Annotated in this window: 12 protein-coding genes; 8 read left to right on the top strand and 4 right to left on the bottom strand. The window is 66.0% G+C overall.

Annotated features, from left to right (window positions below; genetic code table 11):
* The 7 genes from ACE3TU_RS13065 to ACE3TU_RS13035 all read left to right on the top strand — a co-directional run.
* Window positions 1-357: zinc-binding dehydrogenase (locus ACE3TU_RS13065; RefSeq protein ID WP_374624834.1), on the top strand; the 357-nt coding region annotated here is incomplete at its 5' end.
* Window positions 358-602: 245 nt separating this feature from the next.
* Window positions 603-938 carry a PqqD family protein gene (locus tag ACE3TU_RS13060; RefSeq protein WP_374624832.1) on the top strand — a complete coding sequence of 112 codons (336 nt, stop codon included), beginning with the start codon at window positions 603-605 and terminating at the stop codon, window positions 936-938.
* 7 nt (window positions 939-945) lie between these two features.
* Window positions 946-2,613: a glycosyltransferase gene (locus ACE3TU_RS13055; protein WP_374624831.1), complete on the top strand. Its 1,668-nt coding sequence runs from the start codon at window positions 946-948 to the stop codon at window positions 2,611-2,613.
* The gene (locus ACE3TU_RS13050) at window positions 2,610-3,797 is read left to right on the top strand and encodes a nucleotidyltransferase family protein (RefSeq protein ID WP_374624830.1); all 1,188 of its coding nucleotides are present in this window, start codon (window positions 2,610-2,612) and stop codon (window positions 3,795-3,797) included. Before ACE3TU_RS13055 ends, ACE3TU_RS13050 begins: the two co-directional genes overlap by 4 nt.
* Complete coding sequence (locus tag ACE3TU_RS13045) at window positions 3,797-4,582, top strand: hypothetical protein (RefSeq protein ID WP_374624828.1); 786 nt, start codon at window positions 3,797-3,799, stop codon at window positions 4,580-4,582. The genes ACE3TU_RS13050 and ACE3TU_RS13045 overlap by 1 nt, the downstream gene beginning before the upstream one ends.
* Entirely contained in the window at window positions 4,572-5,300 is a 729-nt protein-coding gene (locus ACE3TU_RS13040; RefSeq protein WP_374624826.1) for a class I SAM-dependent methyltransferase, read from the top strand. Before ACE3TU_RS13045 ends, ACE3TU_RS13040 begins: the two co-directional genes overlap by 11 nt.
* A 13-nt stretch (window positions 5,301-5,313) precedes the next feature.
* A complete protein-coding gene (locus tag ACE3TU_RS13035) occupies window positions 5,314-6,033 on the top strand; it encodes a hypothetical protein (protein ID WP_374624824.1) in 720 nt (239 codons plus the stop codon).
* Between the two features lie 75 nt (window positions 6,034-6,108).
* Here the strand turns inward: ACE3TU_RS13035 and ACE3TU_RS13030 are convergent, their stop codons facing one another.
* The 4 genes from ACE3TU_RS13030 to ACE3TU_RS13015 form a co-directional block, all read right to left on the bottom strand.
* A complete protein-coding gene (locus ACE3TU_RS13030) occupies window positions 6,109-7,389 on the bottom strand; it encodes a PP2C family protein-serine/threonine phosphatase (protein ID WP_374624822.1) in 1,281 nt (426 codons plus the stop codon).
* 32 nt (window positions 7,390-7,421) lie between these two features.
* Window positions 7,422-7,889: an ATP-binding protein gene (locus ACE3TU_RS13025; RefSeq protein ID WP_374624820.1), complete on the bottom strand. Its 468-nt coding sequence runs from the start codon at window positions 7,887-7,889 to the stop codon at window positions 7,422-7,424.
* 20 nt (window positions 7,890-7,909) lie between these two features.
* Complete coding sequence (locus ACE3TU_RS13020; RefSeq protein WP_374624818.1) at window positions 7,910-8,248, bottom strand: STAS domain-containing protein; 339 nt, start codon at window positions 8,246-8,248, stop codon at window positions 7,910-7,912.
* A gap of 151 nt (window positions 8,249-8,399) precedes the next feature.
* Window positions 8,400-10,697, bottom strand: coding sequence for an EAL domain-containing protein (locus ACE3TU_RS13015; protein WP_374624816.1), 2,298 nt, complete (start codon window positions 10,695-10,697; stop codon window positions 8,400-8,402).
* A gap of 397 nt (window positions 10,698-11,094) precedes the next feature.
* Between ACE3TU_RS13015 and ACE3TU_RS13010 the strand changes: the two genes are divergently transcribed.
* The gene (locus tag ACE3TU_RS13010) at window positions 11,095-11,577 is read left to right on the top strand and encodes a hypothetical protein (RefSeq protein ID WP_374624814.1); all 483 of its coding nucleotides are present in this window, start codon (window positions 11,095-11,097) and stop codon (window positions 11,575-11,577) included.
* Window positions 11,578-11,730 lie beyond the last annotated feature (153 nt).

Below are 11,730 nucleotides of genomic sequence, written 5' to 3'. Positions count from 1 at the left end.
ATGACGGGCGGCGGCGTGGACCATGCCATCGAACTCGCCGGTTCCGTGGCGGCGCTGCAGCTTGGCTACCAGATCATCCGGCGCGGCGGGGAACTGACCACGGGCGGATTGCCGCCTCCCCAGGCAACGCTGGCCATCCCCGCCGTCAACCTCGTGGCGGACGAGAAGACGGTGCGCGGGAGCTACCTGGGCTCGTGCGTACCGTCGCGCGACATTCCCCGCTTCATCCGCATGTTCCAGCGGGGGCTGCTGCCGGTGGACAGACTGCTCAGCAGAACCCTCCCGCTCGCAGAAATCAACCAAGGGTTCGACCTCCTGCGGGAAGGCAGGCTGGTTCGCGGGGTCGTCATGATTTAGCTGCCGGACAGGCGCCACGGCCCGCCCCACCTTCGCAGGGAATGCGTGCGCCCTTGTGGACCTGGTGTTCCATGCCGGAGGCACGCAAGCGCCGGGTTTCCCTGCGCCGCCGATCTGGTCGAAAGGCTCTTTGACAGCCGAGTGAGGGGGCGGTAAGCGAATCCCATCCAGCCAACGGGTATCCTGCAATGAGCGTGTCGCGGACCTCTCAATTTCGGCCTGCCGAGCACGCCGCGGGCAGGGTCATGGATGGCGAGCTCGTCGTCATCAATTTCCACTCGGGGCTGTACTACTCGTCGGTGGGGGTGGGCACCATCATTTGGCAGCTGATGGATGCGGGGCATAGTCCGGGCGCCATTGCCGCCACCATCGCCGACGAAATGCGGGTAGCCCTTGAGGGGGTCGAAGCCGACGTTGACGGCTTCATCGACCAGCTGCTCACCGCCGGCCTCATCGAGGCAGCGGAACGGTCCGTCCAGCCGCTCGGCGTCGATGTCGCCTTCTCCTACGCGCCACCCACTCTCACCGCCTTCGACGACCTCGAAAAGTCCTTCGCGCTGGACCCACCGCTGCAGGCCTGACCGGCGGATGCGTGCCAGGCTCCCGACGGTTTCGTGCATCATCCCGGTCCACAATGGTGCAGGGTTCATCGCCCAGGCCATCGAGAGCGTTCTGTCCCAGCAGGGGGCGGAACTCGAGGTAATCGTCATCGATGATGGCTCCACCGATGGTTCCGGCGATGTCGCGGCCGGCTTTGCCGGCGTCGCCGTGCACCGCAGGCCGCAAGGTGGAGTCGCATCGGCCCGAAACGCGGGACTGGCGCTCGCGACTGGGGACTACATCGCGTTCCTCGATGCCGACGACCTGTGGCTCCCCGGCAAGTTGGCTGCCCAGCTCGCTGCCATCGGCGACGCCGACTATGCCATCAGCAACGTGCGCCACGTGAGAACCGGGCCTGACGGCCACCTGCCCCCCGATCTCGGCGCGAGCGATGGCGACGAGAAGCTCGGCCAGCTGATGCAGTGTCTGCTGGCGCGCCGTCGCGCCTTCGAGAGCGTGGGCCCGCTCGATACCCGCACCACCACCCGCGCCAATCAGGACTGGTTCCTTCGCGCCGACGAAGCCGGCCTTCGGCGGGTCATCGTCGGTGACGTGCTCACCATCCGACGCATCCACGGCGCCAACCACAGCCTGCGTCAGGGGCATCAGGTGGCGGACGACTTCCTCGCAATCGCCAAGCGGGCACTCGATCGCAAGCGCCTCGCCGGCCTCGCTATTGCCGACTCACCGCTGCCTGCCTTCGAGCAGGCTGCCGCCCGTGCCTCCGAAACGGAGTTGCGCATCGCCATCGGTCCGGTCCGCATCCGCGTTCGCGTTGCGGCGCCTGCTCTGGCCGAGCGCCTGTTGGCGCCACTGCGCCACATCTCCGTCGAGCCTGATGGAGGCGCGCCCGATCTCACGCTGTGCGCCTGGAGCGTCGCAGAAACGGGAATCGCCCCTCCGGTCGGCGTCGCCTGGACCTACGATGACCCGCTCGAGTGGTTCCGCCCCGCCGATGGAATGATCGTTTCGTGCCTGCCGAGCGCCGAGCAACTGCAGCGCATCTCCCTTGCCCGCCCTTTCCAGTGGGCGCTTGTCGCTGCCCTTGCCAGACTGGGCCTTCCGGCCCTCCACGGCGCGCTGATATCCGCGCCAGATTCGAACAAGGGCCTGCTGCTGGTGGGTCCCAACGGCAGCGGCAAGTCCACCACCTGCCTCAGCGCTCTAGAGGCGGGGTTTGGACTCGCCGGAGAGGACGTGATCGTCACCGAACGCACGCCTTCCGTTATTCTCGGCCACTCGCTCTACTGCAGCTGCAACCTGACGCGACAGACTGCAGCCGCGTTTAGCAACCTGCCGGGCCCACTCGTCCAGCCGCATGGTGCAGCGCCGGACGCCAAGTCGATCCTGATCCTGCCGCCGGACGGTCCCGGTTGTCCCATGCGCCGCAGCTTGCCCATTGCCGCGCTGGTCTTCACCGTCATCACCGGGAAGCCTGGCCCCAGTCGCTTCACGCGGATCTCGACTGAGGATGCCCGCGAGCGCTTCGCTTCGGCTCTGCGCCAGTCGAGGAAACTGGTCGATCTGCACCGGCAGGCCCACCAGGATGCGGCGCTGCCGCTCGTTGACGAGTTGCCGGCTTTTCGGCTCGACCTCGGCACCGACCTGAGGCTCATCCCCGATGCCCTCCGTGCCCTCTCCCGGGGTCTCCCATGACAGGTTCGCCGCACCTCCGCGACTTCGGCCATGAGCCGGATCCGGACCTGCTCGACCTGCTGCGGACCCTGGCGAATGTCGCGTCCGGCACGGATGCCGGGCGCAACCTCGTCATTGCTGCAGCGGCCGGAAACGTCGACAAGGGCATCCAGAAGCTGCTTCCCCTGGTCCGCGGCAGTGCCGAGCTCTTTCCGCAGCTACCCGCCGAGGCCCAGCGCGGCATCGAGAGACGCTACCTCAAGGCCCGCAACGCCTTCGTTCGCCTCGACGCCACCGCGCGTACATTGGCCACAGCCCTTGCCGAAGCGGGCATCCCGGCGCTCTTCCTCAAGGGGTTTGCCCTTGCATGCCGCTTCTATCCGAGCCCGGCCCAGCGCCCCATGGGTGACCTCGACCTGGCGGTGCCCCACCAGCACTACGAGCGCGCCGCCGACGTCCTGCAGCACCTTGGTTTCGTCGAGGCCCGGCCGTTGAGCGAACACCGGCGCGCCATCGCCGGCCTCAGCACGCATGCCTTCCCCTTCCGTAGCGACGCGCGCCAGGTCAATCTGGACCTGCACTACAACATCCTCAACTGCTCGCTGTGGGAGGGCGCCGACGATGGCTTCTGGGCGGCCGCCGAGCCTCTGGGCCAGCCAGGCTTCGGCTCGGCGCTGACCCTTGCACCCGAACATCACCTGTTTCACGCCTGCATCCACGGCTATTCACGCAGCCTGCTGCAACTGTCGATCCGCTGGATGCTTGACGCCCATTTCCTGCTGGCTCGCTCCGGGCCCGGCTTCCGCTGGTCACTCGTCGAGACCGAGGCGACTCGCCATCGCTGCGGCCCCTTGCTCGCCTCTGCGCTCGCCTATCTCGCCGACAATCTCGCCTCGCCCATCCCAACTGATGTTCTCGAACGTCTCTCTGCGCAGGACATGCCGCCGTTCGACCGTGCCTTCTTTCGCGATACTGCCCAACTCGCCGAGGCGGCCGGTTTCGGTCGCCGCATCGCCATTGCCTGGAATGCCTGTCAGCGTCAGGTCGGACACCGATTCGCCACGCCGGTGCCCTTCATCCGGCAGATGGCCCGGCGCTGGGGCGTCACCTCGCCTCGCCAACTCGTCGCCGAGGCGACGCGGCACCTGAGCGAACCCTCGTTCATGCGCCAGAAGCGCCGACGGTCCACGCCGGGCGCGCGCTGATGCAGCCCGAACAAGCTCTCCTGAGACTGTGTGCCGGCCCGCCCGCCGACCGCCCCGCCGCGTGGGAGCGCTGGATTGCCGCCCTGCCGAGGCCAGAAGGAGACTCCGAACCCTATCCCGCCCGATGGCGCGACCTGCTGCCCCTTGCCGCGTTCCGCCAACGCGAACACGGCCTTTCCGGCCCTGACTGGCTGCTGAGCCGTCTCCGCACCGCCGCTGTGCTCGAGCAGCGCCGCCTCGTCGCCGTCGAGGACGCAGCCGCCGACATCCTCGCAAATCCCGTCATCGCTGAGCAGGATCCGCTGATGCTGGGTGGACTCGGGCTCGGGCAGGCCGTCTACCCGATCCCCTCCGCACGCCACACCGGCATTCTCACCCTGCTCCTCCGTCCGGGAACAAGGCTTCGACCATTGATGTACGCCCTCGTCGCGCTGGGCTTTCGCACCCGCGAGGCAGGCTGGCGCAGCTGGCACCTGCCGTTCCAATCCTACGCCCGCCTGCGCGTCTCGCACCCCTCGGCAATGAAGCTCCTGCTGCTGAGCGCTCCGTCCTGGCGTTCCGCCGATCCGTTGTGCCACGCCACGCTCAAGCGGCGCGGTGCGGCCGTGGTCGCTGGCAACGCCCGCTTCCTCGCACCCGCGCTCACGGACGCCCTCATGCTGACAAATCTCCGCCTCACCGGCGAGAGCCCCGCCAGTCTGGTCACGCAGGTCGACGCCGAGTTGCTGCGGCAGGCCATCCAGACCGGCGCCCCCGCCACAGCGGAGGCCGGCGATGCCCCGTGACCCCTGGGCCGTCCTTCGATCCACCGTCAGGGCGATACCTGGCGCCCGCGCGCTTGCGCGCTGGGTACTTGCCCGCTTCAACCCCGACATCCAGGCCGAACGGCGCCTGCGCCAAGATCCTCGCCTCTATCAGCCGGGCGGGCGCACGCAGCTGAACCGGTATCCGCACCTGTTCGGCGCCTTGCGCGATGCGCTGGCCGACCTGTCCTCGCCTGAGATTCTCTCCTATGGCTGCTCGACAGGCGAGGAAATCCTGTCGCTGCAGTCTCTCATCCCGGGCGCCCGGCTGGCCGGGATCGACATAAACGCTCGCCGCATCAGGGTCGCCCGCCGCAAAATCGCCGACGCCTCCGTTCGGCTTTGGACGGCCGGCAGCATCGGCGAAACCGAGGCCGGACGCTTTGACGCCATCACCTGCCTCAGCGTTCTGCACCGGCCCGAAACCATTCATGACTGGCCGGCCGATCCCACGCCCTACATGACGTTTGCCACCTTCGAGACGGCCATTCTCGACCTCGATGCGCATTTGAAACCGGGGGGATTCCTGCTGCTCGACCATCTCTCGTTCTGTTTCGCGGACACCTCCGTGGCGAGCAACTACACCCCGGTTCGCATCGATGGCGTCCAGCCCGGTCCGCGCAAGCGCTATGACCGCAACAACCAACCGATCCTCGTGCAGTCGGACGAGCATGTCTCGCTCTGGCGCAAGGCGCCCTGACCTGGTGAAAAACATGTCCGATCCGGAAAACCGCCTGCAGATCGTCCTGTGGAAGTGGGCCAACCCCAAGAAGCTGCACATCCTTTTCGATTTCTCCGCAGAGGCGGTGAACCGGCTGTATCGTCAGCTTCAGGCCAACCTCACCATTCCACATGATGTGGTGTGCATCACCGACAACCCTTCCGGGATTGACAGCGGCATCCGGGTGGTGCCGCTGTGGAGCGAGCATGCCGACATGGGCGGCTGCTACCGCCGGCTTCGACTGTTCGGTCCGGACGCTGCCCGGCTCGTTGGGCCGCGCTTTGCCTGGATCGACCTCGACAGCGTTGTCGTCGGTTCCATGGACGCGGTGCTCGGCCGCCCGGAAGACATCGTCCTCTACCGCTCCAACTCGGTGGCCCTGCAGCCCTACAATGGCTCGATGGTGTTGATGAATGCCAACGCCCGCCCCGAGGTGTGGAGCCGTTTCGATCCCGGCACTGCCCCGTCCATGGCAGCGGCCGCTGGCTTCACCGGAACGGATCAGGCCTGGATGGCGTATGTCCTGGGCCCCGGCGAGGCCGTATGGACCAGGGATGACGGCGTCATGCACTTCCGTCTCGACTGCACGCCCGATCTCCCGGGCCACTCGCGCATCGTGTTCTTCCCCGGCGCCGCAAAGATGCACCTCCCGACGACGCGCAGGGTGGCTCCCTGGATCGACCAGCGCTTTCCGATCGAGGGGCCGCAGTGAGCCATGGGCCCGCTCAACGCCTGGTACCCTCCGCCTCAGCTGTCCGGCCGGCCCGCGCAAGCCTTCCCCGGAGGATCAGCGCAGCCTGAGGGTCAGGCCGGTGATGTCGTCCGACTGCTGCGCGCCATCCGCAAAGGCGTCGACCTGGCGAAACATCTCCGAGAGCAGCGCGGCGGGTGACGCATCCGCTGTCTCGTCCAGCATGGCCTCCAGTCGAGCCGTGCCGAACTCCTCCCGAGCTGGGTTCATTGCCTCCGTGACGCCGTCAGTGAACAGAACGAGCGTGTCGCCCCTGCCAAGCCTGGCCCTCGCGCTGCGTGCCGGGCGGTCCGGCATGAGACCGATGGGAATTCCCGTTGCCGGAAGCTTCTGCCGCTCGCCACCCGAGATGATGTACGGCGGGTTGTGCCCGCAGTTTCCGTACTCGAGCTCCCCGCTGTGCACGTCGACCACGGCGAAGAACAGCGTGGCGAACATCGAGGCGTCGTTGCGGCGGCAGAGGTTGGCATTGGCCTTGGCCAGGATGGCCGCGACATCCTGCTCCTCGGCAGCGGCGCTGCGCAGGGTCGTGATTGTCACGGCCATGAACAGGCTCGCCGGGATGCCCTTGCCGCAGACGTCGCCTATGGCGATGGCCACGCGGCTCTCATCGATCGGGAAATAGTCATAGAAGTCGCCGCCCACGTCGCTGGCAGGGCGCATGTCCGCCCTCAGGTCCAGTGCGGCACCGATCGACTTCAGTGCGTCGCGATCCGGCAGGAAGGAGCGCTGGATCAGGGCAGCGCTGGCGAGCTCGTCGCTCTGGCGGCGCTTGTCGATGATCTGCTCGGCAAATCGCCTGAACGCAGTGCCGAAGGTCACGAGCTGAGGGGAGGGGTGCACGAGATCCTCGAGAATCCGGGCATCGAACTCACGGCGCTCGAGTGCCGACAGTGCATTCCCATACAGGCTCATTGCCCGATTCATGCCGTCGAGTTGGCGACCGAGCTGGCCGATCACCGACAACAGGAAGTCCGGGGCTGCCTCCCCTACGTTAATGAGTTGGCTGCGGGAAAGTCGGTACACGGACAGCGGCGTCGTCGCTTCGATTGTCGCAGTGCGGGGAAAGGCTGCCAGCACACCGAGCTCGCCGATCAGCCGGGGAGCCTCGAGAGAGGCGAGTTGTGTCCGTCCGTAGTCGGATTCCGCGAACACCGCCACCGTGCCCTCGGCCAGAAACAGGGCGAACTCGCTCACGTCGCCTTGCCGGATCAGCACGGCCCCGACATCGTGTCGCTCAGGCTCCAGTCTTGACAGCAGTTCATCCAGAGCCCGGATGCCGACATCGACCGTCCTCGTGGGAGCGTAGGTGGTCATGCTCGGCCTTCGGCTCGGAGTGACGGTCTCTGTCATGCGTCTGCCGAAGACCTGGTCGGTTCGGACCGCAAAAAGTTGACAACCACTCGATTGCCCATCGGCAGCGGCTCGTATCGCATGGTGTTGCTGAAGCTGCGGATCAGTTGCATGCCCAGCCCGCCCGGCACCACCTCGTCGAGCGGCTGACGGATCGGCTTTGCCGGCGCCAGCGAAACGTTGAATGTACGCCCGTTGTCCTCGATCGTCAGGTCGACGGCGCCGCCGGCAATCTGCACACCGACCTCGACCGAGAGCGGTTCCGCCGGCTCGGCGGCATGATCATCCACAGGCCGGGGCGGCCGCCCGTGGCGCACCACGTTGATGAACAACTCCTCGAGGCAGACTTCCAGGGCGAAAGTCAGGTCCTTGCCGAGGTGCTCCCGCTCGGCTAGGTCGCGCAGCCATTGCGCAGCACCGCAGGCGCCATCGATCGTTCCCGGGAATGTCGACCGATGGCTCATCGTGGGGCGCTCATCCTGCCTCAGGCGAGAACGACTCTCTCGGCTTCGCTGTCACTCGTCGTGATCGGGATTATCGTATCTATGCCACTGGAGCGCAGCACCTGTTCCACATTGGCGGTCGGCGAAAGCAGCACCATTCCGCCATTCTTGGCGCGCAGCGCCTTGCAGGTGGTCACCAGCGTCCGGATGCCGAGCGAGGCGAGGAACTCGAGCTCGGCGAGATCGACAATCAGGCGGTCGGTCTGTTGGGCGATCTCGGCAAACGCCGGATCGGCCTTGAGCGCACCCGAAACGTCCATGCGTCCATGCAGTTCAATGCGGATGACGCCATTGCCGGCATCCACGACCTTCCAGTCCATCAAGCACTCCCGCGCGTAGGCGATCCCGGGCAGCTCCCTGCCCCGGGTCCATCACCACCTATGGCCAGACAAATGTAACGATCAGATGACAGTCGGGTCTCGCGCCAACGTGCTCTGCGCTCGGGTCGGCAAGCGGCGCGAGTGCAACAGGCTATGGCAAAGCCCTCGCCGCCTGCGCCGACAGATCGGTCCGGGACCATTCGCCACCGCGGGCCAGCATCCTGGCCGTGTCCGCAGCGTCGATCGCGCGTTCGAAGTAGTAGCCCTGAAGTTCGTCGCAGCCGTACGAGGTGAGCAGCGCCGCCTGTTCCTCGTCTTCCACACCCTCGGCCACGACTTTCGCGTTCAGCGCGTGTCCGACGTCGAGGATCCAGCGCACGAGTTGCCTTGCGGACTCCGACACGGCCAGAGGCGCGGTGAATTGCCTGTCGATCTTCAGCTTGCTCGGTCGCAGCCTGAGCAGCGCAAGCAGCGAGGCCCGGCCGGTACCAAAATCATCGATCTCGATATCCACTCCAAGTTCGCGGATCTGGTCGAGGTTCCACGCCACCACGTCATCGAGATTGTCGAGGTGGATCGACTCGAGCAGCTCGAAGGCAAGCTGGCCGGGCGGAATCTGCAATTGCTGTATCTGCCGCGGCAATGCGGGATCCCGAAGGCGAAGGGCCGAAACATTGACGGATACACGGGGGACGCTCAGTCCGCGAGCCCGCCAGTCGCTGATCTGGGAGACAGTCCTGGTCAGCACCTGACTGTCGATCAGCGCCACCAGGCCCAGTTCTTCGGCGACGGGCAAGAACTCCCCCGGCACCATCAGGCCGCGTTCCGGATGATTCCATCGCACCAGCGCTTCAAGGCCGCAGATCTGGCGTGATCGGGCATCGACCTTGGGCTGGAAATAGGGAACGAACTCCCCGCGCTCGAGGCCGCGCCGCAATTGATCGGCGAGCAGTTTGGACTGCGTGAAGCTCTGCTTCATGGCCTCGTCATAGTGCGTGATCCGCGCCCGCCCGCTCGTCTTCGAAGCGTGCAGTGCGAGATCGGCATTGACCATCAGGCGCGGCACGTCGATCTCGGGTCCCCTTTCGCATGCAATGCCGATGCTGCTGTCGATGACTGACTCCGCCCCATCGTGCAGCAGGGGTTTTCGAAGTCGGCTGGCGAGGCGCCGGGCAAGTCCGTTCAACCGACGCCGATCCTTGGCCTCGCTGGTGACCACCACGAACTCGTCGCCGCCGATGCGCGCCACGAAATCACCGGGTCCGACCCCGGCGGCGAGGATCTGCGCCGTATGGACCAGCATCAGATCGCCCACCGAGTGACCGAGCGTGTCGTTGACCTGCTTGAACCGGTCCAGATCGATGTGAAGCATGCCGAGCGTCCGTCCGTTAGTGCGGCATTCCTGGCGCCGGCGCTCCAGTTCCCGCTCGAGATACCGGCGGTTGGCCAGTCCGGTGAGCGCATCGTGGAGAGCATCGTGCTCGACCTGCGTTTCGATGGCGCGCCGCTCGGTGACGTCCTCATGCGTCACCACGACTCCGCCATTGCGCATGGGCGACGAAACGACCCGCAGGTACCTGCCGTCGGGGCACTGGATCAGCTGTTCGGACTTGCGTCCGTCGTGCGCGACAAACGGATTGTCGCGTGCTGCGCTTTGCGGGACGGCGCCGGCTTCCAGCATGCGGTGGACAAGAACCTCGCGATCCATGCCGAACTCGGCCAGCCTCGGCGGTAGCCGATACAGCTTTTCGAAGAACCCGTTGCACATGACCATCCGCCCCTCTCCATCGAACATGGTGACGCCCTGGTTCATGTGATCGAGAACGGCCTGCAGCTGCTCCTTCTGCCGTTCGAGCCGGAGGTTCTGCTCCCTGATCTCGGTGATGTCGTCATGCGTGGCCACCCAGCCGCCACCGGGAGCCGGCATGTGCATGGAGTAGATCAGACGACCGGACGCAAGCCGCACTTCATTGCCGAGCGGCTCACCCTGGGCCATCCGCTGAACGATGCGCGCCTCGAGGTCAGCGGGCTCGCCGTCGAAATTGCCGGCGCCCTTCTGGATGCTGAGGATGTCGGCCAGCCGCATCCCGGTCGAAAGCGACTTCGGCGGCATGCCGAACAGCTCGCCATACTTCTGGTTCCACAGCATGAGACGTGACTCGGAGTCGAACAGGGACAGGCCCTGCGCCATGGCGCCCAGCGTGGCCTCGAGCCGGTTTCTCGAAGCCGCCAGTTCTCGCAACTTGGAGAGGAAGAAGTAGGTCAGGGGGGTGGCCAGCACGATCGGCAGGGCGATATCGGTCGTGATCGAGCGCAATCGTGCGGCATCGGACAGAAGGTGAAAGTTGAAGGAGTCGACGAAAAGCGCAGCGGCGACGCAGAACGCGGTGCTCAGGACCGTGCCGACGAGTACCCTCGTGCGGCCCGTTGCCGAAAAGTCCAACTGCATCGCGCGACTCGCCTCCTTGTCAGGTCGTGACGTCGGATGCTCGAGCCAGCCTTGAGACCAGGGCGGCCCGAGGCGGTAGCATCGCCGCCGAGCATTCAACGTAGCCCGAAGACGCTCGATGTTCGCGCATGATCACCAATCAAAAATTAAGTTCACGTCGTGAAGTTTGTAACGGGTCCGTGAACGGTCGTCGTGCGTGAGACGGACCAGCGGCCGAGGTTACTCGTCTTCCCCTGGCCCGGCACCGCTGGCCTGTGCACAGGTACGCTTTGCCCAGCCATGGATGGCGCGGTGGCAGGCAGCACGGGTGCACGTCCGGGGCGCAGCCGACGGCCTCCGACGGCTTGACGCTCGCACCCGAACGAAGCCAACTGGACGCCAAACGGGGAGGGTTCGGGTGAAAAGCTTGGTTCGGTTTGCCGCTGGTGCAGTTCTGGCGCTGCTCGTCACCGTGCCGGCTTCGACTGCCAGGTCCCAGGATGCGCTGGCTTCGTCGCCTGGGGAGGACGTGGTCGTCCTCGATGAATCTCTCGAGCCTTGGGTGACATCGGCCTACTGGGCGGCGGCGCTGTGCTACCAGACCATCGGCCAGCTGATCAACGAGCACGCCGTGTTCACCGACCCCAACCGACTGGCCAATGCGCAGAAGCTGCGCGACGCCCTGGGGGCGCTGATCGACGCCAACCGCACCGAGATGTTCGCCAAGGGCCTCAGTTTCGAGCAATCGCAGGCCATCGACGGCTACTTCTACCAGTTCACGCAACCCAAGACCGCCCGCTACGTAGCGACCCGACAGGCCGATGCCTTGGCGATCGATTTGCGCAAGTGCCCCGCGGCAGTCCAGGGTTTGCAGCTTCAGCTCGGCGAGGCCGGCCGCTAGTGTCCGCAAGGGTGAGGGCCATTTCTAGTGACCTCGATCCATGGGCTTGGCAGAAAGGCGTCTTGCTCGACGTAGCCGGCCTGGCAAGCCGACGTCAGCGTCACGCCGCATAGATGTTGGGCAACGTCACGAGAAGCCCAACCCTTGACGCCC

Origin of the sequence: Devosia sp. (assembly GCF_041917035.1) — a bacterium.
Classification (GTDB): Bacteria; Pseudomonadota; Alphaproteobacteria; order Rhizobiales; family Devosiaceae; genus Devosia_A.
This window is presented reverse-complemented; position numbering and strand designations above follow the sequence as displayed.